Raw genomic sequence first — 23,525 nt, 5'->3', positions numbered from 1 at the left:
GGTCGGTGGGTGGCTCATCGGTGGCCGGTGCGGCGCTGCCACCGGATGCGCGCCCGGCACTTGCGGCACATCCCGACCCGGTCGGCCGCTGCGCCGCACGGGCACAGCGGTTCCAGGTACGGGAATTCGGGGTCTCGGATCTCGGGACGGACGATCGGTCGTCGGGTCATTTGGTCTCCTCTCTGTTCGGTACGTTCCACGTCAACGTTGTACGTTGACGTCCTACAGCAAAGGTACTACGTTGCGGCTAGCGAATTGGTTCCGAGAGACCTGCAGGGACTAGGGGCGGACTAGTGATCCGTCGTCCGGAAACCGGGTCGGAACCACACACGAGGGCAGCCCAGAGGGCATACCGACCGCAGGAGATGTGACCCATGCCACAACCCGAGGAAACAGCCGCCCCCGCGCGTCCGACGATCACGGCACCGGTTCCCCGCTGGAAACAGGTCGCGGACTACCTGCGGGAAGGCATCGTGACGGGGCAGTTCCCGGCTGGTCAGCCGCTCCCGTCGGAGGAGATTCTGGCCGGGGAGTTCGGGGTGTCCCGGCCGGTGATCCGCCAAGCCGTCGCGACGCTCACGGGCGAGGGTCTGGTGAGTGTGCGGCGCCCGTTCGGCGCGATCGTGCGCGACCCGCACGCCCGTCCCGAGCACACCGAGGAGCGCACCCTGTCCGCCAGCTACACCGCTCCCGGTGCCGACACGTGGGCCACGCTCGGCGAGCCCGTGTATCTGCGCACGGACGCCACCACGGCGCACGCTGAGCTACTCACCGGAACCTACGTCGGTACGCCGATGCTCACCCGGGAGGCCCTTGAGGAAACCGGGGCCGACGCCCGGGGACGCAACGGCGTCCGCCGGTCAGTGTGGATCGCCATGCCCTTCCCGGTCGCCGCCGAACTAGAGACCCCGTGGGCGTCCAGCGCGCACCTCCCGGCCCCCGAGGAGGTCTACGCGTGGCTAGCCGAGCAGGGCCACACAATCGCGTTCCGCGACCACGTGCGCGCCCGGATGCCCTACGGCGACGAGACCGAATCGCTGCGCGCCAAGCCCGGCACGCCGCTTCTCATCGTGACCCGGGTGGTCAGTGTGGACGGCCGACCGGCCGTCCTGGACGAGACCCGCGCATCGGCCGATCAGACCGAGTTCGCCTACCCCGTAACCGTGCCCACCCGCCGCAAACGCCGCTAGCCTCGACGTCGCCCGGCCCCACCGAACGGACGCACCCCCGGCCGATCCCCTTCCCGCCGGGTGTGCGTCCGTTCGCCATTCCTGGGGACTCTCAGCGGGCCGGAGATGCGGCGGCGGGGCCTCCCCCGCGAAGGGAAGACCCCGCCTGTCCTCTCGCCCGCCTGGCCTGGCTCAGGCGAGAGGAATCCTGTTGCGCTAGTGGTCCGCGTTCAACAGCGGTTTATCCACGGTGATGCCGCACACCTGCCACACCGGATACGACCACGTCCGGCGTAGATGGATAGTCCATTGGTGTTTCTCCCCGACCTGCCCCGCATGACCGACCACCGCACCGGTTGCCCGGTCGGTGACCGTGACGTTGTAGACCGTCGCGCGGACCGTGGCCGGGACATCGGCCGTCGCGGTGACCGGCCCGGAACGGTGCACCGTGGCATCCCCAGGGATGACGCTCAGGTGCCAGCCGCCTTGCGCGTCCGAGTCCTCGGCGGCCCTGTGCATCTGGTCGTACAGGGTGCGGGCGGAGGGCTGCGAGTCGGCGCACTCCTCCGCCCGGGCATCCGCTAGCCCCTGGTCCGGTGAGCCGATCGCGGTCGACGCGAGCTTGGAGCCCCAGTCGAACGTCACCGTTGACGGGTCACGGCCGACCTGCCCAAGCCACCGCCGGGCCCCGAGACCGAAGTACAGATACGGCGCGCTGTAGACCGGGATAACGACCGCGATCAGCAGCACCGTCAACCGCCGTCGGCGCCGGTCACGCGCAGAGCGCGGACCGGGCGCCGGGGCGCGGTTAGGCGGCGGCACGGCCGCCTCCGGTGCCTCGTGACTCGGCCTGCCGGGCGACGGCCAGCAGCCGGGCGAGTGCGCGTGCGGTCGCCGGAGTGATCCGGCCTAACTCCACCACACCGACCCCGGCCACGGTCACCTCCGCCCGCAGGCCACCGAACCTCTCATCCAAGCCACACGCCGTCAGCTCGTCCCGCAACGCGGCCACGGCCCCGGCCGCTTCCATCCAGCCCTGCACATACGGCACCCCCTCCTCCAGCACCGCGCACGGCTCTTCGGGTGGTCCCTCGTCACATGCTGTCTCAGCGTCTACCACGTTTCACTCTCCCGCTCAGGAACACCGACTTGTTCCCGGGGAAAGCGCACCTCTGACCACAAAGGCCAAAGCAGCCCCTACGCACCCCGGTATCATCTGACACCGGGGTTCACACCCCGCCGGACCACCCGGTCCCTTCCAAAGTCTGGGTGGTCCGGCCTGCCTCTTTCTTTCAGCCCTCCGTCGCGGAGGCGCGGAGGGAGTCCGGCGAGTCCGGACACGGGAACGGCTTCCCGCACCACTCGCACTTTTCCTCGTCCCACTCCGCCGGACGATGCACCCCCGCCACCGAGCGCCACGCCGCGCGCCGCTCCTCCGCTAGTGGCTCCGGGGACACGACCTCCTCGGGATCGACGGGCATCAAGACCGGCCAGACGAACGCCTCATCCGTGCTGCACCCCCTCAACCCCCTTTATCGGCCGAATCGTCGTGACCGGAATGGGCAGGCTCTAACGGCGCGCGTTCCCCGAAGGGGCCGGGAGCGGGGTGATTCCCGGCCCCCCGTATCACGCCGCGCGAGCTACCGCCCATCCCGGCCGTCTCAGGACCGCCACTGCGGGCGGCAGCGGGCCGATTCCTCGGCAACCGGCCGTGGTGATCGAATACCGCTAACCCACGCTTTCGCGGTCTGCACGGACTAGTTTGCCCGCAGGAAACACACTTCATATCCGGGATCCGGCCGAAATGCTCATCGATCAAGAATTGTGCAGACTCTAACCGCGCCGAAACCGAACGGCCCGGCACGTCCAGAACCGCCAATGCGGTCTCCGTCTCCGTCTCCGTCGCAATATCGGTGACCCCCGCGCTCATCGGACACCATTCAATCGAAACCGTTCCGACTGAGCGGCGCGTTGATCGGCGGCAACCTGATGCGCCTGTGATGCCGCCCCGAAAGCCCACGACGGAATACTCGACTGGTCCGCCACATACAGCAATGCATTCGCATCCCGTGCCACCGTCAGCAATTCGCTGCCGAGATCCTCATCCGGGGCAAGATGCGCCCACGTCGGAAACAAGACACCCCGCACTCCTCTATCGCGGACTGATTCGATGCACCGCGCGAATGCAGGAGCCGCCATATCCCTCACATCCGGCGATTCGACAAGAACGTCAACGACCACTAAACCAGCGCGCCGACCGTAATCATCCAACGCGGTCCACAGCAATTCGACCACATCCGGATCGCCTGCCCGGACATAACCGAGAACCGGGGTGCGCGGAATATGCGAACCAGCCTTCGGTAGTCCCATCACACGCCCTCCTCATCCGATACACCGGCACTTCGCTTCCACTGAGCCCATTTCGCCGTCTTGCACGGCCATCTCACGGTGCAATAACGGCACTCACGAACACTCGTGAGCATCTGATGCTCTGTGGTGGCCTCCAACTGCCGCGTGCGCTGGACATGAATTTGAAGAATGTCCTGGGCCAAGGCGAGTTCAACGGTACGAATTTCTGTTGGCGATGGAATCTCTACATGCGAAGACGTATTCATGTCCGCTGCGACCCTTCAGATCAACGATTGGAATATCGGCTATCTACAATTCGTCGACTACCATTGCTACGCCGCCGTAAATATCCCGGGCGTAGTCCTCACTAGGATCGAACAGGTCCGGATTCCACTCCGAGACGCGCACCACCCCAGGAGGCAACAATTGCAGTCCGCCGAATAGTGCCGATATCTCCGTGCGACTTCTGGGCGTCACAGTTGTTGCCGTGCGCGCGTAGATCGACTGTGCCAGGAAATTTTCATCCGCAGACGCAAATTCGCCCGTCAGATGAGAAATAGCTACACAGCTTCCGGGTACAAGACTCGAAACGTACTGAGACATGACGGACAACAAAAGATCTGTGTGATCAATGAAATGTAGAACTGAAGCAGCAAGAATCGCTACCGGCCTGTCAAAGTCAATCACTCGCCGAAGTTCCGTCGCTTGCAGTACCTGATCCGGTTTTCGAAGATCGGCTTGCACAATGGAAACGTTGCGATTGCCGCAAAGCAGCGACCGGCTATGCTCAACGACGACCGGATCGTTATCTACATACACGACGACCGATGACGGGGATATCGATTCCGCGATTTGATGAACATTTCCGACGGTCGGTAAACCCGAGCCCAAATCAATAAACTGCCGGATTTCACGCGAGGCTAGATACCGCACCACGCGGTTGAGGAAAAGCCGATTCGCGATAGCATTCTTGGTTGCGTGGGGTATCGCTCGTAGTAGCTGTTGCCCGGCCATCCGATCAGCCGCGAAGTTGCTGGATCCGCCGAGTAGCCAGTCGTAAATACGCGCAGCGTTCGCCTGATCGGGCGGCATGAGAGCGGCGCTGCACGTGTTGGTCAGTTCTGCGGCACGATCCAACTCTTGGCCTGCCTCGTTCTCCACGTCTGCCTCGCCTCCCCTCGCATCCGCGCGGACTCGCTGCGCCTGGTCGTCCGTGCCATGAACGAAGGGTGGCTGAACGAGGGGGGTTGTGACCATGCACCGGCTCTATAGTTCGGTTGCATAGGTCGCTCCACCAGCGCGTACGAAAGCGCCGCAGCCGGCTGTTGCGCTGGCCCGCGCGGGTTGGCACTTTTGCGTATGCTCGTGTTTGCAGCCTTGCTTCGCTCGACCGATGACAAGGGAGACCGTCCCCAATGATCGCGCCGACGGACGCCGTAATATCCGTGCCTGATAGCTTTTGGGTGCGACGCGAGGTTCAGGACTCGTTGTCCGCCCGCGATGTGGGTCGACTGGTCAAACTTTTTATGAACTATTCCGGGCTTAGCCAAACGCGCATCGGGGCCCGAACAGGTCTAGAACAAGGCAGCGTCAGCAATCTAGTGAACGGCAAGCGTGCAGTCATATCAATCGATCTGCTAGAGCGGTTGGCAGTGGGCCTCGGAATGCCCGACGAAGGCCGAATCTTGATGGGGCTTGCGCCGGTACGACGAACATCAAGGACGGCTTTCCTCGTCAGCGAGCGCGAGATATTTGACGCCACCGCCGACCGTGCTGCGACCTTTGGCGCGTGGGCGGAGTCGAGCAATGTCGGACCAGAAGGAATAGAAGAAATACATCAGACGGTCAGTTACCTCGCAACTGATTATCTGTCCGAATCGCCAGTCGAGGTTGTGCAGCGTGCCACCAATCTGGCAGGACGGATTTTCGAGCTACTACAGGGTCACCAATGGCCCGCTCAGACGCGCGAGTTGTATCTAGCTGCGGGCCGAGTCAATATCCTTCTGGCGTGGATATCAGGAGACCTCGGTTACCCTAGAACTGCCGAAACTCATGGCAAAACCGCTTGGCTGTGCGCGAATATGGCAGATAGCGACGAGCTAAGGGCATGGTCCCTTTCTGTGCAAAGCAAGACCTCGTTCTGGGCTGGCGACTATGTGGAAGCGGCAGCTCTAGCCAAGCGCGGGCGCAAGTACGCTCACAACCTAGGCACCGCGCCGGTTCTCCTAGCCTGCCAAGAAGCGGACGCTTGGGCCGAGGCAGGCGCACACGAATACGCCGCTCATGCCCTCGGGAGCGCTACCGCTGCGCATGAGGATGTTAAGACGACCGATAGTGTTGGGGGCCTTCTGAGCTGCGACTCTACCCGTTTTCAGAACTACGCAGGAGCGGTTCTGCTGCGAATAGGGCGGAGTGCAGAGGCAGTGGAGATGGCATCAGAAGTACTGGAGTCGTCGAGTGTCGTAACCGGACGACTCGGTTATGGAACCGTCGCTCAGGTCAGGATCTGGGCCGCGCGAGCGCATATTCAATCTGGTGAGGTCGACGGGGCGGTAGAAGTGCTCACACCCGTGCTTTCCTTGCCAGGCGGAAAACGCCTCGAAACCGTTGCTTCTCGGCTGCGGCAGGTACGCGCTGAACTGTCTACGCGACCCGAGCTGATTAGGAGTAAGGCCGCCGGGGAACTAGTGTCGACTATAGGCGAATACTAGAATCTGCGGTTGTAGCAAAGAAACAAGGAGCGTAGATGCATCCCGACAGTGCCCACGAGGTTCGCGATCACTGGTACTGGCGTCCAGGTTGGCAAATCGGACGCCGGTTCTATACCTGGCACATCACCTTTGCTGACCAGTCTGATGTCGTAGACCTTGCCGCCCGGTATGAGCCTTTGATTAGTCGCCTAGACGGCGTCGATCCCGTTCCGGCAGAGTGGTTGCATCTCACAATGCAAGGTATCGGCTTCATCGACGAGGTCGAGAAGGACGACGTAGACCGGATCGTGCAGGCAGCCCGCTCCTATTGTAAAGAGATTGGTCCGCTGGCACTTCATATCGGCCCGGCCCATGTGGACCCTGAGGCTGTGATGATGAGCGTTAGTCCGGCGGACGAAGTGCGTCGCCTGCGCCTCGCGATTCGGCGGTCAATCGCGGCAGTATGGGGCGAGCACAATGTCCCCGAGGCCGAGTCTCCTTTTACGCCTCACGTAAGCCTGGCATACACGAATGCGGCGGGCTCGGCCAAGCCAATTTTGGACGCATTGGACTCTTTTCCTCCTGCAAGTGCCGACACTTCAATTCGATCTTGCCAACTCATCGTCTTGAATCGTGACAATAAGATGTACGAGTGGGACGTCTACGCGGACGTACCGTTGAGCTGAACTCCGTCGCTGCGGACTGAGGATCGCCCGGGTGCGTCCCCGGTTGCAGCCACTGGTGGCGTGTGCACAACCCGGGTTGCACTGACCCGATCGTGCTCGTGCACGCGCGCGCCCTGCTCTCCAGCAGCCCGGAGGGCGCCACCGCGTACCTGGACGCCGACTTCCACGAGCCGGAAGCGATCCTCCGCGACCCCGACCTGCAGCGGGTGCTGGACCTGTCGCAACCGGTCGGGCTGATGCTGATCGCGATCCTGCACTTCATGAAGGACGCGGACCACCCGTACGAGAACGTCGCCAGGCTGGTCGACGCGCTTCCGGCCGGCAGCCACCTGACCGTGACCAACGCCACGCTCGACTTCGCCCCGCCGCAGGACGCCGCCGACGCCAGGGCCATGCTCGGCCACGAGATGGAGTGGCGCACCACCGCCGACGTGGAGCGGTTCTACGACGGGATGACGCTGGTCGAGCCGGGCGTGGTGCCGGTCAGCGAGTGGCGGCCCGAGGAGACCGAGCGGCCGGAACCGGCACAGGTGTCGTCGTACGGAGCGATGGGGTTCGAATAAGCCTTCGTCCACTGTGGCGCTGTACGACCTGGGAGCTTTCACAGAGTTGCTAAGGTCGCGAGCGCGATGCGGTTGGAGGAGGTACGGCCGGTGGACGACGGGGACGCCGGTCCGGCGCTTCGTTCCGCCCTCCTCGGTCCGCTCCGGACCTGGCGGGGTGCCGACGAGGTCGACCTGGGGCCGGGCAAGCAGCGCGCCGTGCTGGCCGTGTTGCTGCTCAACGCGAACCGGGCCGTACCGGCGCGTCAGATCGTGGACGCGGTGTGGGAAGACGAGCCGCCGGAGAACGGCGCGAACGTCGTCCAGAAGTACGTGGCCGGGCTGCGGCGGGTGCTGGAGCCCGACCGGTCGCCGCGGTCGCCGTCCCGGGTGCTCGCCCTCGACGACGCGGGGTACCGGCTCGACGTCGCCGAGCTCGACATGCGGACGTTCGAGCGGCTGGTCCGGAGCGCGGACGACTCGCGCCGGGGCGGGTCGCTCGACGAAGCCGCGGCCCAGCTGCGCCAGGCGGTCGTCCTCTGGCGGGGTGAGCCGCTGGCCGGCTTCTCCGGCCGCTGGTTCGACGCCGCCCGTCAACGGTTGGCGGACGCGTTCGCGGCGGCGTGGGAGACGCTGGCCGAGATCGAGCTCGAGCGGGGGCGGCATGCCGCGCTGGCACTGGAGTTGCCGACACTCGTCGGTGAGTTCCCGGGGCGGGAGGGGCTGTCGGCCGCGCTGATCCTGGCGCTGTACCGATCGGGGCGGCAGGTCGAGGCGCTCGCGGCGTACCGCTCCGCCCAGGAGCACTTGCGCGACGAGTACGGCGTCGACCCCGGACCTCGGCTCCGAGCTCTGCACCAGCAGATCCTCACGTCCGACCCCGCGCTCGACCCGCCGTTGACCGGCCCGCCGGAGGCGCCGGCGGCCTCCCGGCCCCGCCCCGCCCTGGTACCGCCGCTCGTCACCGAGGCCCCGCCGAGCCCGCCGGGACCCGCCCCGCCGCTCGGGGAGGCGGGGCCGCTCGGGGCAGCGGGGCCGCTCGGGGCAGCGGGGCCGCTCGGGGCAGCGGGGCCGCTCGGGGCAGCGGGGCCGCTCGGGGCAGCGGGGCCGCTCGGGATGCCTCCGCTGGGCGGGCCCTCGCTGTTTCTCGGGGTGCCCCCGGCGCACACGCCGGCCCCGCGCCCGCACCGCACCGCGCAGACCTGGCTGATCGCGGCCCTGCTCGCCGCGATCCCGCTCTGCACGTTCGGCCTCGCCACCTGGGCCGTGATCGCCTACCTCGCGATCCGGCGCCGCAGCACGCTGAACCTCGTCGCCGCGCTGGTCTACCTCGTGCTGACGCTCTTCGTCCTCGTCGACCTCAAGGAGATCGTCGCCGACGACGACCCCGAACTCCCGTGGACGATCTGGGACACGCTCGCGCTCCCCGGACTCGTGTTCCCGCCGTTCTTCGGCGCCGCCCACACCGCTGCCCTCGCGCTCACCGAGCCCCCGCGCGAGATCGGCCAATCCCTCGGAGAAGCCGCCGAGATCACCGGCCACCTCGACCGCGAACGCGCACTCCAGATCCTCACCCATCACCCGCGAATGGCGTTGGAACTGCGGATCGGACGCCCCGATCTGCCCCGCTGGTTCGCCGACGGCGGCCTGATCGACGTGAACGCGGCGCCCGAGTACGTGCTCGCCCGCGTCCCCCGGATCACGTACGAGCAGATCAACCGGATCATCCGCGATCGGGAGCTGAGCGGTCCCTACGCCTCGGTGTACGACCTGGTCAGCCGCCATCCCGACCTGCGCGCCAACACCGAGGCGCTCAGCCGCCTGGTCGTCATCCGGGCCTCCTGACGTCCTAAGCGGACCCGCGCGAACTTTAGCCGCATTTAAAGAATGGCCAGCAACCTTTTTTCAATTTCCCGCCATCCGCGTACTTGCCGGTTGACGTGCACTTTTAGCTGGCTAATATTCGGAATTGCTTCGCAAGCAACCCCTAAAAAGCTTGACGCTGACTACGCACCCGGCAGCGTCGAGAGGAGGTGGAAGGCGTGCCCGTTCTTCGGCCCCGCGAGCATGCCTTCCACCTATTTTTCGAGACCCATCACGTGGAGCTGGCCCGAATGGCGTCGCTGATCACCGGCGATCAGAGCATCGCGGACGACCTCGCCGCCGACGCTCTCGCCGAGATCTGGCGCTACTGGGACCGGGTCAACGCGGCCGACGACCCGCTCGCCTACGCCCGCGGCGTCCTGGTCAACGTGGCCCGGAACTGGAACCGCAAGAACGGCCTCGAGCAACGCGGTGCGCGCTTGACGAGCCTGTTCCGCCGGGAGAGTCAGATCACCGAGGCCGACGTCCCGTTCGCGCTGGACGTCCGGGCCGCGCTCCGGCGGCTGCCGTACCGGCGCCGGGCGTGCGTCGTCCTGAGATACGCGTTCGATCTGTCCGAGCGCGAAGTCGCCGACGTCCTCGGGATCTCGGTCGGCACCGTGAAGAGCCAGACCTCCCGCGGCGCCGCGCAACTGGCCGCGCTGATCACCGACTCCGAGGCCCACGCAGCCGAGCCCGACCTCCGCCCCGTGCTCGCCCCGAGCGGCCCGAGGCGATACCCCGAGCTTCCGGAGGCCGGCCGATGATGCCCGACTACGACTCCGACTACACGTACGACGAGCTGCGCCTGCGGCTCCGGGCCGCCGCCGACGCCCACGAGCCCGACCGCGCCGCGATGCTCGAACGGCTGGCGCGCCGCCGGGCGTCGGCACCGGTCCGTTCGGGCGGACGGCCGTTCGCCCGCGCGGCCGGTCTGGGCCCCGCCCGCTCCGGCCCGCGTGCCGCCTGGGCGGCGGCCGCCCTGGTGGGCGTCGTCGCGCTCAGCATGGGCGGCACCTGGTTCGCGGTCGACCTGGTCGGAGGCACGGCCGAGCGCCAGGTCGCCGAGGCCCCGCCCGGGCCGGTGGCGCCGCTGACGACGTCACCGTCGGCGCAGACACCGTCCGCACCGGCCGCGACCGGCTCGTCCCCGCAGTCCAGCCCGCCCCCGAAATCCGCGAGCCCTCGCGCGTCCAAGTCGCAGCGGACCAGCGACGCGCCGTCACCGGTGCAGACCGTGCCCGGCGGCAGCAGCCCGGTCCGCGACTACCTCTGGTCGGACGGCTCGATCGACCCGAACTCGAACGACAACTGGGGACAGAGCAACGTCACGGTCAAGAACCAACAGACGATCAGCTCTCTCGACGTCACGATCAAGGTCGCGGTGACGAAAGGCGTGAAGACGGCCGGCCTCTGGACCAGCGTCCCGAACGACAAGGTCACCAAGAGCGTCCGCGAGCAGTCCGGCTGGCTCTACTACCGTTTCACGCTGGACGACGGGGCCACGCTCGCGCCCGGCAGCTACGTCTTCGCCGGCCAGTACGCCCACTCCGGCACCCGCGACGCCGACGACGACGCTTACTCGGCCACCGCGTCGGCCGGGAAGGACGACGTCTCGGTCCACGGCACGTTCGCCTGATTTCCCGTTCGATCCTGAGCCGCCACGCTCATCCGCGCCCCGGGCCCGCCGGGTACAACCCCGGGCCCGGGGTCCGCAGAAGCACCGGCGGCCCGGCCGATCGACGCGTACACGCCGGGACGCACGGCCCGCAGGATCAGTGCCGCCACCACCCCGAACACGAACGCCAGCCCGATCAACGCGCCCAGCAGCCACGACGGACGCCCACCGGCGGGCGGGAACACCGACGTCAGGTTCAGCAGGCCGAACCCGAACACGAACCCGGTCACGACCGTGGCGAGAGCACCCGCGACCACGCGGATCTCCCACCCACCGACGCCGGACTCGTTCTCACCGGTGCGCAGGAACCAGAACACCGCGCCGATCGACGTCAGCGTGAGCGCCCCGGTGATGCCGAGCCCGCTGGCCAGGCCGAGCCAGAGCGCGTAGATGCGGTCACCGGTGGCGACGACGGCCAGCGTGCCGAGCGCGGCCACCCCCGGAACGATCAGCCGCACCGGCCCGCCCGCGCCGAGCCCGAACGACGGCGGCAGGACGCCGTCGCCGGCCAGACCGGCTAGCTGCCGGTTGACCGCCTTGTGCAGCACGACGGCGGTGCCGACGGTCGCCAGCAGCAGCGTCCACATGATCAGCCGCCCGACGCCGGGAGCGCCCTCCGGCCCGACGATCCGGCCGATCAGCGTGAACAGCGACTGACCGGTCGTGCCGGCGCTCGCGGCGACGTCGTCCGGGGCCACCGCGGCCCGGGCCTGACCGCTGGTCGCCGCACCGACCGCCCACGCGCTGAACGCGGACGCCAGCGTCATCAGCGCCCCGGCCAGGTAGGCCGCGAACGGCACCGCCCGCCGGGGGTGACGCACGTCCCGGACGAAGTTCAAGCTGGTGTCGAGCCCGATGAACGCGGTCACCGCGAAGCACAGCGCGATGCCGAACGACCCGCTGAACAGCCACCCGGGGTGCAGCGGCGCGATGAAGTCCTCGTGTTCCATCGGGAGCTGCAGCGCCCGGACGTCGAACCAGATCAAGACCACGAGTTGCGCGGTGAGCAGGCCGCCCAGCAGCCAGATCACCCGGCGCAACGGCACCAGACCGAGCAGCGAGATGACGGCCGCGCCGACGATCGCCGCCGCCTCCACCGGCACGTGCATCCCCAGCGCGTCGGACATCAGCGCGGAGAACGTCAGCGCGAAGACCGCGTACAACGAGACGAGCGAGCCCAGGTACGAGATCAGCACCACGGCCGCGACGCCCAGCCCGGCCGCGGGCCCGAGCCCGTGGGAGACCAAGGCGTACAGCCCACCCGGGTGCCGGACGCGGCGGGCCATGCTGGTGAACGTCAGCGCCGCGCACAGCAGCGTCAGGCCGCCGAGCACGTACACCAGCGGCATCGCCACCAGATGTCCGAACTGGAACGCACCCGGGATCGCCACCCAGGCCACGATCAGCGGTGCGTGGCTCATCGTCGCCACGATCGCCAGTTGCCATCCGGCCAGCGGGCCGGCGTCGGTCTCGGACAGGTGTCTGGCCATGCTTAACCTCGACGTCTTATGCGAACAACGTTCGCGTAACGTAAGGGCCGGGTCCCCGATGCGTCAAGATGGGGCCGTGGAGACGACATCCCGGCCGGGCAGCGCACGGTGGTGGCAAAACCGTCGGGCCGCGGCGAGCCGGCGGCGGAACCGGCCCGGCGGCCTGACGATGGACCAGATCACGAAGACCGCGCTGGCCATCGTCGACGACGAGGGGCTGAGCACGCTCACGATGCGGCGGCTCGCCGACGGGCTCGGCACCGGAGCCGCTTCGCTCTACCGGCACGTCGCCAACCGGGAGGAACTGCTGGTCGAGGTCGTCGACCAGGTGCTCGGTGACGTCGAGTTCGCCGAGCTCAAACCCACCTGGCGGGAGGACTTCAGCACGGTGGCGCACAATCTGCGTGACGCATTGCTGCGGCATCCGCACCTGCTGCCGGTCGTCCTGCGGACGCCGTTGCTGGGCCCGAACGCACTCCGCGGACGCGAGGCCAGCCTCCGCCGCATCCTCGACTTCGGGTTCTCCCCCGCCGACACGCAGCCGATCTACACCGTCCTGGTCAGCACGGTTCTCGGGCAGGCGGTGTTCGCTGCCCAGCCGTCGACCGGCGAGTCCGACCGCCCGGAACCACTGCGTCCGGAGGTGTACCGGAACCAGCCCAGGGACGACTACCCGACGGTCGCCGCGCTCGCCGACCAGACCGCCCCGAAGACGTCGACGGAGCTGTTCTCCCTGATGATCGACATCATGCTCGACGGCATCGACACCAGATATCCCCGGGAGAACGTGTGCTGACCGATCTACCGCTCGACCAACTGCTCGCCTACCGCAGCGAGCAGGTCCGGCCCGACGACTTCGCCGCGTTCTGGGACGGGACGCTCGCCGATGCGGCCCGCCACGACATCGACGTGCGCGCGGCCGAGGTGCCGACCGGCCTGACCACGCTCACCACCCACGACGTCACGTTCCGCGGCTTCGGCGGCGAGGAGATCCGCGCCTGGCTCCGCGTCCCGGCCGGAGCCACCGGCCCGCTGCCCACCGTCGTGCAGTACATCGGCTACGGCGGCGGCCGGGGCCACGAGCTCGAGAACCTGCTCTGGGCCTCGGCCGGCTTCGCGCACCTCGCGATGGACACCCGCGGCCAGGGCTCCAAGTGGAGCCTCGGCGGCACCGCCGACTCCGGCCCGGCCGGACCGCAGATCCCCGGCATGATGACCCGCGGCATCGAAGACCCCTCGACGTACTACTACCGACGCCTGACCACGGACGCCGTCCGTGCGGTCGACGCCGCCAGGGCCCTGCCCCAGGTCGACCCGGCCCGGATCGCGGTTCTCGGCGGAAGCCAGGGCGGCGGGCTCGCGCTGGCCGTCGCCGGTCTGCGCGACGACCTCGCCGCGGTCGTCGCGTACGTCCCGTTCCTGTGCGACTTCCCGCGGTCGACCCGGATCACCGACGCGTACCCGTACCGGGAGATCGCCGACTACCTGGCCATCCACCGCGACAGCCGGGACCGGGTGCACCACACGCTCTCGTACTTCGACGGGGTCAACCACGCCGCCGGCGCCACCGCACCGGCGCTGATCTCGGTCGCGCTGATGGACCCGGTCTGCCCGCCGTCGTCGGTGTACGGGGCGGCCAACGCGTACGCCGGTCCGCACGAGGTCGTGACCTGGGACTACAACGCCCACGAGGGCGGCGGCCCGTTCGACGACGCCCGCGCGCTGGCGTTCCTCCGCGACCGCCTCGCCTAGGTGCGGGCCGGGATCGTCGAGCGGTACAGGTAGAAGCCGACGTCGACGGCGATGCGCTCGAGGTGGGCCGCGAGCGCGTCGACGTCGGCCGGCTCCTCGTCCGGCACGAGCTCCAGCACGCCGAGCCCGGTGTTCGCGCCCCGCAGCACGGTCGCGAGCCCGGTGACCGGAGTGCCTCCACCCACCTGGACCGGGTCGGTGGTGACCGGATCGCCGGACGCCCAGGCCGCGCCGGCCAGCCCCTCGCCGTAGGGCAGCCGCTCCGCCGGGGCCGCCGCGGACGCGGAGTCGGCCACCAGCCGCAGGTGGGTCGACCACCTCTCGCCGTCCGCCGGGGGCTCGACGACCCAGAGCCGGACGCGGGACCGCAGCGGGGCGGCGGCCAGCGTGTCGACGATTCGCTGCGCGGTCGTCTCCGAGTACCCGTCGTGCAGCAACAGTCGCGCGACCGCGAGCTCGTCGCGGCGGAGATGCTGCTCCTGCTTGGTCCCGGTGACGTCCCGCAGGGCGACCACCACCCCGGTGGCCTCGTCGCCGGACATGATCCGTTCCGCGTTCGCCCGGAAATACCGGGTCGGGCGGCCCGGGAGCACCAGCGCGAGTCCGGCGTCCCGGACGGTCTCGCCGGCCAGCGCCCGCGCGCTCGGGCGTTCGGCCGGCGCCATCTCGTCGCCGCTCCAGGTCCGCACGTGGGCGCGGAGCAGCGTGATCGTCTCGGCGAACGGCCGGTCCCGGGTTCCCAGCAGGCGGAGCAGCGCCGGGTTGCCGAACAGCGGGCGGCCGGTCTGGTCACAGGCGTAGACCGCCGTGTCCAGACTGTTCAGCACGGCCTGGAGCAGCCCGTCGCGGCGGTCGGCGTCCGCCTCGGCGTCGAACCGGCCGGAGGCATCCAGCATGGACACGCAGAGCCGGGAGCCCTCCGCGCTCGGAACCGCGCGGATCGACGCGTCCACCGGGAGCCGCAGTCCGTCCCGCGTCGTCGCCCAGACCGTATGTCGCCTGGCCTTCCCACGCTCCGCCGGCGGCAGCGTGGCCAGCGTCGCCAGTACGGCCCGGATCGTGACCGCGTCACGGTCGGGGAAGAGCAGGGAGTGCAGCGAATAGCCCAGCGTCTGCTGCCGCGTCCAGCCGAACGTCGCGGTGGCGGCCGCGTTCCACGCCAGGATCGCACCGTCTCCGTCGACCACGACGAACGCTTCGGCCAGTGCGTCCAGCAAGGGAACGAGGTCGAGCAGGTTGACGGTGAGCTCGGACGCGACCCCGGCCACCCCGGGCAGGAGGCCGGTCGTGGCCGCGACGCCTTCCAGCGCGGCGCGCTGGGCCGCGGTCCACTCCCGCGGGACCGTGTCGAGCGCGCACACGCTTCCGACGACGGCGCCGTCGGCGCCGAGCAGCGGGACACCGGCGAACGCACCGATGCCCAGATAGGACACCACGGCCGCACCGGCGGCACGCTGGTCGTCGGCCGCATCCGAGATCCACACCGGACGTCCGGACGAGACGACCGAGCGGCACAGCGAATCGGCGACCGCGATCCGGCGGGTGAGCGCGAAGACGCCGCCGATGCCGTGCAGACCGACCAGCCGGTCCCACTCACCATCCACCAGGGACACCACGCCGATCGGCGCGTTCGCGATGCCCGCGGCCGCGCCGGCGATCGCGTCCATCGAAAGGGGGACGCCATTGAGGACTGCGGTCGCGCGGCCGACGGCGGCGATCCGCCGTGCGTCGTAGAGGTCGCCGTCTTCGCTCATTCAGAGATGCCGTTCGAGCGGCCGCCTCAGCGGCAAGGTCGTGAAATCGATGTCACGATAGCAGCTTTTACACCGTTTACGTCCGCATGACCCTTTTAGGTGACTCGGCGGGCTCGGCGGGCTCGACGTCCGTCTCGTCGTCTTGCGGTGGAGGTGGCGCCTCCCAGGGGCCGAGACGTTCGAACAGCCCGGCCAGCATCCCCATCACGGCCAGCAGGATCAGCGGGAACACCGGGCCGAACTGCCGTGCGCCGGCCGGCACGCCGGTGGTCACCTCGAACAGGATCGCCGCGACGATTCCCCCGAGCGCCAATGCCGCCAGCGAGTGCTTCGCGGCCCGCCACGGCGTCGTGACGATCGCCAGCACCAGCACCGCGCACAACACCGAATCCCCGGCCAGCGCCGTGAGATCGGCGGCGAGAACGCTTCCGAACCGGGGGTGCCCGCTGTACCGGGCGTCGAGGAACGGCACGACCCGCCCGAGCGCGACGACCGCCGCCGACAGCCCGGCCGAGACCAGGAGGTACGGCAGCCAGGGGTTCCGCCACGAGCGATCGGACCGCCACGCGAACAGCCACGCGACCCCGACCGCCCCGACGATCGCTACGGCCGGGGCCCGCGACGCCAGCATCAGCCCGACGAGCACGCCGAACCCGGCCAGCCGGCCGCGGCGACCATCCAGCGGCAGCGTGAACAGACACCCGCAGCAGAGCGCGATCGTGAGCATGTCGGCCGACCCGGCCAGCGCCGACACCGCGATCCGGTCGCAGATCACGAACGCCACCGCGGTCGCGGTGCCGGCCAGCGCGCCCCACCGTTGCGCCGCGAAGCGTGCCAGCAGGACGATCGTCACCAGGAACGCGAGCACCGGGACGACGAGCAGGCCGGGAGCCCCGAACATCGCGACGAACAGCGCCGAGAGCAGCGGATAGACCAGGTTCGGATCGGCCGAGGCGGCGTGCTGGAACAGGTCGGCCTGCCAGCAGGCGCCCTCGGTGCACCCCCCGGCGAAGAACGGCTGGGACGACAGCTGGTCGTACGTGCGCGCGGTGGCCTCGGCCGGCGACAGTCCGAGGAACCGGTACGACCAGGCCAGGTGGAACAGGCTCGTCCGACCGTAGAAAGAGGACCGGCTCGCGAACACCGCCAGGCAGGTCACCGTCACCACGCCGATCGTCGCCCATGCGTGGGCGGGAAGGCCGGCCACCCACCGGACCCCGACGCGGCCCGGCCGCCACCACTCGGCCAGCATCGCGACGACGGCGAGCACCAGGATCGGGACGATCGGCGCGTGGTAGCGGAACCCGGCCGGCCAGAACTCGTAGATGTTGATCGCGCTGACGGTGAGGAACGCGCCCGCGGCCAGCGCCGATAACTCGCTGCGGTACCGCAGCACGACCGAGATAGTGGCGCCGACCAGCAGCATCGTCAGCGGCAGGTCGTACTTCACTCGGTCCAGATCGGAGACGATCACGAACCGGGTGACGTCGGCGACCGCCGTCACGCCCCGGGCGCCGAACATGTCCTCGGCGAGGTCGCCGAACCGCGCGGACAGCGCGAGGTCGTCGCCGCCGAACAGCAACGGAGTCACCAGCATCTGTGCGGCCAGGACGACGAGCGCGACCGCGTTGCCCCAGAACGCGAACGGCAGCCAGGGGTTGCGCAGCGCCCGATCGCGGATCGCCACCAGCAGCCAGGTGGCTCCGACCGCGGCCGGCAGCGCGACCGCGAACTGCCGGTTGAGCAGCCCGACGACGACCAGCACGACGTACCAGACGACGTGCTTCCGGGTCGTTCGCCGGGCCAGTGGCAGGAACAGCAGCGGCACCGCGACCAGCGCGAACGCCGGCCCCTCGGTCTGCCCGACGACACTCCATCTCGACACGTAGATCGGCAGCAGCAACAACGCTCCGGCGACCAGCGCCCAGCGCTGCCCCCAGAGCCGGGACGCGAGCACCACGGTCGCGAGCACGGCCAGTGCGTACCCCACGAGCGGGACGACGAGCAGGCCGCTCGGGCCGAGCAGCCACACGAACGGCGCCGAGAGCACCGGCAGCAGCAGCCGCGGCCCGACGACGATCGCGTACTGGCCGGTGAAGAAGCTGGTGCGGAAGTCCGGCCGCCAGCACGTCCAGCAGTTGTGCAGGCCCGGGTCGTTGTGCAGGTAGTCGTACGAGAGCTGCGCGGCGTCCGCCGGGGAGTGCCCCAGGTACCAGTACGTCCAGGCCAGGTAGATCCGCGAGTCGGGCCCGTACTGCGGGTTCGTGGCCAGCGCCAGCGTCACCGCGAGGGCACACAGCGCGCCCAGCAGCAGCCAGCCGCGAAGGGTCAGTGCGGTACGCAAGCTCGTCATCGGTTCCGAACGCTAGGTGCGGCCCCGCCGATCGCCGACTCGGAACGGCCGAGTTCGCAAAATGTACCGGAACGGTTCCCCCGGCGGTCGCGCAGCCCTCTCGAGCAAATGTAAATAATCCTTGACACCGTGTCGGGTCTGCACGACATTAAGGGTGTCAAGAATGCTTTACATCGGAGGTTGCCGTGACCCTCACGGAGAAACGGGTCTGGATACGGCTGGTCGTCGCCGTCGTCGCCTACGGGGTCTACATCGGATTGGTCCTCCGCCGGGCCGACGGACGGCCGCTGCCAGACGTGCCGTACGCGGGTCTCCTGCTGGTGACGACCGGGGCCTCGATCGTGGCGTCGATCGTCGTCGAGATCGGACTGGCGATCGTTCTGCCCGGCGGCTCCCGTGCCATCGACGTCCGCGACCGGGAGATCACCCGGCTCGGCGAGTACGTCGGCCAGTCGTTCGTCGTCATCGGCGGCGTCGCCGCGATGCTCATGGCGATCGCCGACTGGGACCGGTTCTGGATCGCCAACGTCGTCTACCTGTGCTTCGTCCTCTCGGCCGTGCTCGGAGGCGTGACCAAGGTGATCGTCTACCGCACGCCTTTCCAGCCGTGAAGCCGGGCCCGCAGTGGTGAAGCCGACGCTGGTGACCAACTCGATCCGCGCCCTCCGGTTCGCCCGGGACGAGATGACCCAGGCCGACCTGGCCGAACGCATCGGGGTCACCCGGCAGACCGTCATCGCCATCGAGCAGGGCCGGTACTCGCCCTCGCTGGACATGGCCTTCCGTATCGCCCGCGTTTTCCACGTCCCGCTCGACGACGTTTTCCACTATCCGGAGGAATGACATGAAGGCGTGCGTGCGTGACACCTACGGCTCGGCCGACGTGCTCGAAGTCCGCGAAGTCGCCACTCCCACGCCGGCCGGCCGCGAGGTTCTCGTCCAGGTGCTGGCCAGCAGCAACGACCGCGGGGTCTGGCACCTGATGACCGGCCGTCCCTACCTGATGCGCCCGTTCACCGGGATGCGCGCTCCGAAGATCCACGTCGTGGGCCGCGCGTTCGCCGGCACGGTGACCGCGGTCGGGCCGGACGTCACCCGCTTCCGGCCCGGCGACCAGGTGTTCGGCACCAGCGGCAAGGGAGCCTGGGCCGAGTACGCGGTCGCTCCGGAGAAGCAGGTGGCCCCGATGCCCGCGAACGTCACGGCCGCGCAGGCCGCTTCGGCCCCGTGCTCGGGCGTCACCGCGTTACAGGCCGTCCGCGACAGCGGCCGGGTACGCGCCGGCCAGCGTGTGCTGGTGATCGGCGCGGCCGGTGGGGTCGGGTCGTTCGCGGTGCTGATCGCGAAGGCGTTCGGCGCGACGGTCACCGGCCTCTGCGGCCCGTCGAAGCTCGATCTGGTGCGTTCCCTGGGCGCCGACGACGTCATCGACTACACCCAGGAGGAGGTCGACGCCCGCGGCGCGCGGTACGACGTCGTGATCGACACCGCGGGCAACCGTCCACTGTCGCTGCTGCGCCGCGCGCTGACGCCGGAGGGCACGCTCGTCCTCGTCGGCGGCGAAGACGCGCCCGGCCTGCTGCTGCACGGCTACCAGCGCCAGTGGTTCGCCCCGCTGACCTCGCTGTTCGGCCGGCAGAAGATGCGCAACGTCATCGGCCGGGAGAACGCGGCCGACCTGACGGAGCTCGGCGAGATGATGTCGTCGGGCGCGGTGACCCCGGCGATCGTCCACACCTACCCGCTCGCCGACGCACCCGAGGCGATGCGCTACCTCGCCGCGGGGCACCCCGCGGGCAAGGTCGTCATCACGGTCTGATCAGCGCGTGGTGTAGCCGATCGCCGCACCGATCGCGACGCTGATCACCGCGATGAGGGCAACGACCGCCACCAGGACGATCAGCATCCGGCGCGAGATCCCCTCCTCCTCGGCCCCGGCCTCCGTGGCCCCGACTCCCCGAACCCCGACGCCCTGGGCACCGGCTTCCGGGGGCTCGGGCTGGCGATGCCGCCTGGCCGCCCGCCCGGCCGGCGCCGGGTGGTCCTGGGACGCGTGCCGCGCACCACCGCTCACCGCGAACGGGTCGGCCGGGCTCTCCGGCCGCCACGAACCGGCAGCCCCGGAATCCGCGCCGGGCTCGGCCGCATGCCGCCCGGAGCGGCTCCGCGGCACGACCGGCACGCTTCCCGTGGTCTCCGGAGGTGCGCCGTGGCCGTAGGAGGTTCCGACGTCCCGGTTCGGCAGCGGTGTCCTCGGGTCGGGAGTGGCGACCGACGGAGGAAGGCCGCTGGACGGGTCCTCCAAGAACGAGGTCGGCGTCGCCGGGGGCCGGACCCCGTGGCCGAACGAGTTCGGCGTGAAACCCCAGCCCGGGGTGGTGGCTGCCGCCGGCGGCACCCCGTGGCCGTAAGACGGGTTCACCGGGGGCTCGGCGTAGCCGGGGATGGCCAGGTGACCCGGGGGCGGCGTCTGCAACTGCACCGGGGTGTCTCCCGACCGCGGCCGCCGCGCCGGTGACGGCGTGATTCCCGGCGAGCCCGGCCGGACCGCCGCCGCGGCCAGGCGCGCCTGCCCGGCTCCACCGGTCAGCGTGACCGCGGCCCGGATGTCGTCGTCCACCCGCAGCGGGATCTCCGCCCGCGCGGACCATCCCGGCCCGAACTCGGCCGCCGCCGCGTCGGCGAGCGCCAGGGCAAACTCCTTGGCGGACGCCGGACGATCGGCCGATTCCTTCTCCAGCGCCTGCCCGACGACCTCGGCGATGCGCGGGGGCATGCCGGCCGGCAACTCGGGCCGCGTGTTCAAGTGGTGGTGCAGCATCGCCGAGAACGGCAGCGCCAGAGAGAACGGCGTCCGCCCCGCGAGCATGTGGTAGATCAGCCCGCCCACCGCGTACACGTCGGTCTGCGGGCCGATCCGCTGGCCGAGGATCTGCTCCGGGGCGGCGTACGCCGGTGTGCCGACCAGCGTGCCGGTGGTGATCGTCGAGCCCTCGAACAGCTTCGCGATGCCGAAGTCGGTGACCTTGACCGCGCCGTCCGCGGCGAACAGGACGTTGTCGGGCTTGATGTCGCGGTGGACGATGCCGCGCTCGTGGGCGGCGTGCAACGCGTCGGAGATCGCGAGCCCGATCGCGATCGCGGTCTCGGGCCGTAAGCCCTCCGCGATCCGGGACGTGAGCGTGCCGCCCGGAAGATGTTCCATGACGATCAGACAGAGACCATCGCTTTCCGCATAGTCGTGCACACGGACGACATGCGGGTGGTCGAATACGGCCATCACTTGCGCTTCGGCGAGGAATCGCCGTTCCACATCCGGACCGGAAATCGTCAGAATTTTGATTGCCACAGGTCGCCCGAGTCGCCGGTGGCGACCTTCGATGACCAACCCGAAACCTCCGCGGCCCAGCTCAGCACCCACTTCGTACTGGGGGAGCGCGGCCGTGAGCTGGGCTCGGTCGAAAAGCATCCGATGGTTCCCATCACGTCGAAATGGTCAATGCAGCCAGTTAGCAACTTGATCAAACACCAAGTTGGAAGCGCTTACCGCGAGAATCGAGTTTCAGTCAGTGCCGTAGGACACGTCGGCACACAATTATTGTGCTACGCGTCAGTACTATTACTTACGGTGATTGAGCATTACGGACTAACGATGTCAGGTGCGAACGTGCGTGCCTGGTTGCCGGTGCCCGGTCCCGTCGCATGTTTTCTCGGCCGCTGCGACCCTTCCAGGCTGACACCGGTGCCAGACGCTCCTGGCCGCGACGATCACCGCGGCCGTATCCGCGCTCGCCGGGCGCCGGGCCCCGGCGTCGCTCGCTGAGCGGTGCGGGGCAGTCACGATGCCGGCGGCAGGCAGCGACCCCACATTGACCGGGGGCTCACGCGGCCGAAGCAGCGCCCCGCCGGTGGCGGAGGCCGATCCCGCGATGAGACGCCTGCACGCAGGCCGATGCAGCCGACCACCCTCCTGCCGGCCTCCTGCCGGCCTCCTGCCGGCCTCCTGCCGGCCTCCTGCCGGCCTCGTGCCGGCCTCGTGCCGGCCTCGTGCCGGCCGAGACCCCACGCGGGTCGGCGCAGCGCTGCGGCCGGCGGAGCCCGAACCCGTCTGCAGGTCGCCCTGGCCGCTGACGCAGGACGGCGCTACGACGACCGAGCCCCAGCTGTGCCCGGACTGCCACAACCCGAGGTCGAACCCGCGACGACCGAGTCCCGACGAAGGTCTACCAGCGTGCCGCCGCGGGCTGCGCGGTCGTCACGTCCGACACCCCGCCGCAGCGCGAGATGGTCGGCGACGCCGCGCTGTACGCCTGTTCGCAGGTGAGCCCAGCGGATCACGCTGCTGCTAGCGAACCCGCGCCCCCAAGCCCCCCGCGAGCCGCGCAGCGGACCACCCTGCTGCCATCAGGGGCCGAGCCCACGACGACCGGGCGCCCACGCGGGTCGGCGCAGCGGCCCACGCTGCTGCCATGGGGGGCCGAGCCGACGACGACTGAGCCCGTCTGCAGGTCAGCGCAGCGGACCACGCCGCTGGCACAGGACCGCGCCGCGGTGACCGGGCCCGCACGCCGGCCGAAGCAGCCGACCGCACCGCTGGCATGGGCGCAGGGCTGCTGCCGTAGGCGCACCACGCCGCTGGCGTACGCGCACCACGCCGCTGGCGTAGAACGACGCTGCGGCGATCATGGCCGGCTTCCAGGAAGAGCTGGGCGCCGACCTGGCAACCGAGATCGGCGAGAGCGCCAGCCACGTGTCCTACGTCCACCTCGACACGACCGACGACGGCCGACCGAGCAGGCCCGACCGAGTCAGGCGGGCCGACCGCGCGGGAAGGCCGGACCGAGCACGCCGAGCCGAGCACGCCGGACCGCGAAGACCGGACCGCGAAGGCCGAACCGAGCGGCCCGGACCGCGACGGCCGAACCGAGCAGGCCGGACCGAGCAGGCCGAGCACGCCGGACCGACCGAGACTGGCTAGGCCCGAGCTGACCAAGACCGCTGAACTCGGCCGACCACCGACCACCGACCACCGACCACCGACCACCGACCACCGACCGGAGCGGACCGGCTGGACCGAAGCGACCAGGCCGAACTGACCGGGCCGACCCGACCGGCCCACACCGACCCAGCCCAACCGACCGGGCCACGCCGACCGGGCCACGCCGACCGGGCCACGGGACCGGGGGTGGCTGGGGGTGG

General features: G+C 69.4%; 21 protein-coding genes. 12 read left to right on the top strand and 9 right to left on the bottom strand.

All coding sequences use genetic code 11. The annotated features are described in order from the left end of the window. Positions 1–14 precede the first annotated feature (14 nt). Positions 15–170 (bottom strand): hypothetical protein, encoded by a 156-nt coding sequence (locus ACIBZJ_RS30690; protein ID WP_395935736.1) that lies wholly within the window; start codon positions 168–170, stop codon positions 15–17. Positions 171–374: 204 nt separating this feature from the next. On the opposite strand from ACIBZJ_RS30690, the gene ACIBZJ_RS30685 reads away from it, so the two are divergent. Continuing rightward, a complete protein-coding gene (locus tag ACIBZJ_RS30685; RefSeq protein WP_395935734.1) occupies positions 375–1,190 on the top strand; it encodes a GntR family transcriptional regulator in 816 nt (271 codons plus the stop codon). A 195-nt stretch (positions 1,191–1,385) separates the two neighbouring features. On the opposite strand, the gene ACIBZJ_RS30680 is transcribed toward ACIBZJ_RS30685, so the two are convergent. The 4 genes from ACIBZJ_RS30680 to ACIBZJ_RS30665 all read right to left on the bottom strand — a co-directional run bounded on the left by ACIBZJ_RS30680 (position 1,386) and on the right by ACIBZJ_RS30665 (position 4,679). Beyond that, a complete protein-coding gene (locus ACIBZJ_RS30680; protein ID WP_395935732.1) occupies positions 1,386–1,919 on the bottom strand; it encodes a hypothetical protein in 534 nt (177 codons plus the stop codon). A gap of 58 nt (positions 1,920–1,977) precedes the next feature. Continuing rightward, positions 1,978–2,220 carry a hypothetical protein gene (locus ACIBZJ_RS30675; RefSeq protein WP_395935730.1) on the bottom strand — a complete coding sequence of 81 codons (243 nt, stop codon included), beginning with the start codon at positions 2,218–2,220 and terminating at the stop codon, positions 1,978–1,980. 875 nt (positions 2,221–3,095) lie between these two features. Continuing rightward, a complete protein-coding gene (locus ACIBZJ_RS30670) occupies positions 3,096–3,539 on the bottom strand; it encodes a hypothetical protein (RefSeq protein WP_395935728.1) in 444 nt (147 codons plus the stop codon). 288 nt (positions 3,540–3,827) lie between these two features. Then, complete coding sequence (locus ACIBZJ_RS30665) at positions 3,828–4,679, bottom strand: SAM-dependent methyltransferase (protein ID WP_395935726.1); 852 nt, start codon at positions 4,677–4,679, stop codon at positions 3,828–3,830. A 254-nt stretch (positions 4,680–4,933) separates the two neighbouring features. Between ACIBZJ_RS30665 and ACIBZJ_RS30660 the strand changes: the two genes are divergently transcribed. The 6 genes from ACIBZJ_RS30660 (at position 4,934) to ACIBZJ_RS30635 (ending at position 10,938) form a co-directional block, all read left to right on the top strand. Then, positions 4,934–6,229 carry a helix-turn-helix domain-containing protein gene (locus ACIBZJ_RS30660; RefSeq protein ID WP_395935724.1) on the top strand — a complete coding sequence of 432 codons (1,296 nt, stop codon included), beginning with the start codon at positions 4,934–4,936 and terminating at the stop codon, positions 6,227–6,229. Between the two features lie 35 nt (positions 6,230–6,264). Next, entirely contained in the window at positions 6,265–6,894 is a 630-nt protein-coding gene (locus ACIBZJ_RS30655; RefSeq protein ID WP_395935722.1) for a 2'-5' RNA ligase family protein, read from the top strand. Between the two features lie 92 nt (positions 6,895–6,986). Continuing rightward, positions 6,987–7,457 carry an SAM-dependent methyltransferase gene (locus tag ACIBZJ_RS30650; protein WP_395935720.1) on the top strand — a complete coding sequence of 157 codons (471 nt, stop codon included), beginning with the start codon at positions 6,987–6,989 and terminating at the stop codon, positions 7,455–7,457. 90 nt (positions 7,458–7,547) lie between these two features. After that, positions 7,548–9,281 (top strand): BTAD domain-containing putative transcriptional regulator, encoded by a 1,734-nt coding sequence (locus ACIBZJ_RS30645; protein ID WP_395935718.1) that lies wholly within the window; start codon positions 7,548–7,550, stop codon positions 9,279–9,281. A 269-nt stretch (positions 9,282–9,550) separates the two neighbouring features. Continuing rightward, positions 9,551–10,066 (top strand): sigma-70 family RNA polymerase sigma factor, encoded by a 516-nt coding sequence (locus ACIBZJ_RS30640; protein WP_395936268.1) that lies wholly within the window; start codon positions 9,551–9,553, stop codon positions 10,064–10,066. Then, positions 10,063–10,938: a hypothetical protein gene (locus ACIBZJ_RS30635; protein ID WP_395935716.1), complete on the top strand. Its 876-nt coding sequence runs from the start codon at positions 10,063–10,065 to the stop codon at positions 10,936–10,938. The genes ACIBZJ_RS30640 and ACIBZJ_RS30635 overlap by 4 nt, the downstream gene beginning before the upstream one ends. Here the strand turns inward: ACIBZJ_RS30635 and ACIBZJ_RS30630 are convergent. Then, entirely contained in the window at positions 10,878–12,467 is a 1,590-nt protein-coding gene (locus tag ACIBZJ_RS30630) for an APC family permease (protein ID WP_395935714.1), read from the bottom strand. The genes ACIBZJ_RS30635 and ACIBZJ_RS30630 overlap by 61 nt on opposite strands. Positions 12,468–12,543: 76 nt before the next feature. On the opposite strand from ACIBZJ_RS30630, the gene ACIBZJ_RS30625 reads away from it, so the two are divergent. Both ACIBZJ_RS30625 and ACIBZJ_RS30620 read left to right on the top strand, forming a co-directional pair. Next, the gene (locus ACIBZJ_RS30625; RefSeq protein WP_395935712.1) at positions 12,544–13,263 is read left to right on the top strand and encodes a TetR/AcrR family transcriptional regulator; all 720 of its coding nucleotides are present in this window, start codon (positions 12,544–12,546) and stop codon (positions 13,261–13,263) included. Beyond that, entirely contained in the window at positions 13,257–14,219 is a 963-nt protein-coding gene (locus ACIBZJ_RS30620) for an acetylxylan esterase (protein ID WP_395935710.1), read from the top strand. Before ACIBZJ_RS30625 ends, ACIBZJ_RS30620 begins: the two co-directional genes overlap by 7 nt. Here the strand turns inward: ACIBZJ_RS30620 and ACIBZJ_RS30615 are convergent. After that, positions 14,216–15,973 (bottom strand): PAS domain-containing protein, encoded by a 1,758-nt coding sequence (locus ACIBZJ_RS30615; RefSeq protein ID WP_395935708.1) that lies wholly within the window; start codon positions 15,971–15,973, stop codon positions 14,216–14,218. The genes ACIBZJ_RS30620 and ACIBZJ_RS30615 overlap by 4 nt on opposite strands. A gap of 76 nt (positions 15,974–16,049) precedes the next feature. Then, positions 16,050–18,326, bottom strand: coding sequence for an ArnT family glycosyltransferase (locus ACIBZJ_RS30610; protein ID WP_395935706.1), 2,277 nt, complete (start codon positions 18,324–18,326; stop codon positions 16,050–16,052). A 185-nt stretch (positions 18,327–18,511) separates the two neighbouring features. On the opposite strand from ACIBZJ_RS30610, the gene ACIBZJ_RS30605 reads away from it, so the two are divergent. Genes ACIBZJ_RS30605 through ACIBZJ_RS30595 form a run of 3 tightly spaced genes read left to right on the top strand, consistent with a single transcriptional unit; the run spans position 18,512 to position 20,145 of the window. Then, the gene (locus tag ACIBZJ_RS30605) at positions 18,512–18,937 is read left to right on the top strand and encodes a hypothetical protein (RefSeq protein WP_395935704.1); all 426 of its coding nucleotides are present in this window, start codon (positions 18,512–18,514) and stop codon (positions 18,935–18,937) included. Between the two features lie 13 nt (positions 18,938–18,950). Next, entirely contained in the window at positions 18,951–19,169 is a 219-nt protein-coding gene (locus tag ACIBZJ_RS30600; protein WP_395935702.1) for a helix-turn-helix transcriptional regulator, read from the top strand. A gap of 13 nt (positions 19,170–19,182) precedes the next feature. After that, on the top strand, positions 19,183–20,145 hold the full coding sequence (locus ACIBZJ_RS30595) for an NAD(P)-dependent alcohol dehydrogenase (protein WP_395935700.1): 963 nt from the start codon (positions 19,183–19,185) through the stop codon (positions 20,143–20,145). Here the strand turns inward: ACIBZJ_RS30595 and ACIBZJ_RS30590 are convergent, their stop codons facing one another. After that, positions 20,146–21,795, bottom strand: a complete 1,650-nt coding sequence (locus ACIBZJ_RS30590) for a protein kinase (RefSeq protein ID WP_395935698.1) — start codon at positions 21,793–21,795, stop codon at positions 20,146–20,148. Positions 21,796–23,525: the final 1,730 nt, after the last annotated feature.

This window comes from Cryptosporangium sp. NPDC051539, from assembly GCF_044454545.1.
GTDB lineage: Bacteria > Actinomycetota > Actinomycetes > Mycobacteriales > Cryptosporangiaceae > Cryptosporangium.
This window is presented reverse-complemented; position numbering and strand designations above follow the sequence as displayed.

Bases quoted from the DNA above. Each gene is read 5' to 3' on its own strand.
- ACIBZJ_RS30640 (WP_395936268.1), top strand. From the start codon at position 9,551: ATGGCGTCGCTGATCACCGGCGATCAGAGCATCGCGGACGACCTCGCC.
- ACIBZJ_RS30660 (WP_395935724.1), top strand. From the start codon at position 4,934: ATGATCGCGCCGACGGACGCCGTAATATCCGTGCCTGATAGCTTTTGG.
- ACIBZJ_RS30655 (WP_395935722.1), top strand. From the start codon at position 6,265: ATGCATCCCGACAGTGCCCACGAGGTTCGCGATCACTGGTACTGGCGT.
- ACIBZJ_RS30610 (WP_395935706.1), bottom strand. From the start codon at position 18,326: ATGACGAGCTTGCGTACCGCACTGACCCTTCGCGGCTGGCTGCTGCTG.
- ACIBZJ_RS30615 (WP_395935708.1), bottom strand. From the start codon at position 15,973: ATGAGCGAAGACGGCGACCTCTACGACGCACGGCGGATCGCCGCCGTC.
- ACIBZJ_RS30690 (WP_395935736.1), bottom strand. From the start codon at position 170: ATGACCCGACGACCGATCGTCCGTCCCGAGATCCGAGACCCCGAATTC.
- ACIBZJ_RS30670 (WP_395935728.1), bottom strand. From the start codon at position 3,539: ATGGGACTACCGAAGGCTGGTTCGCATATTCCGCGCACCCCGGTTCTC.
- ACIBZJ_RS30590 (WP_395935698.1), bottom strand. From the start codon at position 21,795: ATGCTTTTCGACCGAGCCCAGCTCACGGCCGCGCTCCCCCAGTACGAA.
- ACIBZJ_RS30630 (WP_395935714.1), bottom strand. From the start codon at position 12,467: ATGGCCAGACACCTGTCCGAGACCGACGCCGGCCCGCTGGCCGGATGG.
- ACIBZJ_RS30685 (WP_395935734.1), top strand. From the start codon at position 375: ATGCCACAACCCGAGGAAACAGCCGCCCCCGCGCGTCCGACGATCACG.
- ACIBZJ_RS30635 (WP_395935716.1), top strand. From the start codon at position 10,063: ATGATGCCCGACTACGACTCCGACTACACGTACGACGAGCTGCGCCTG.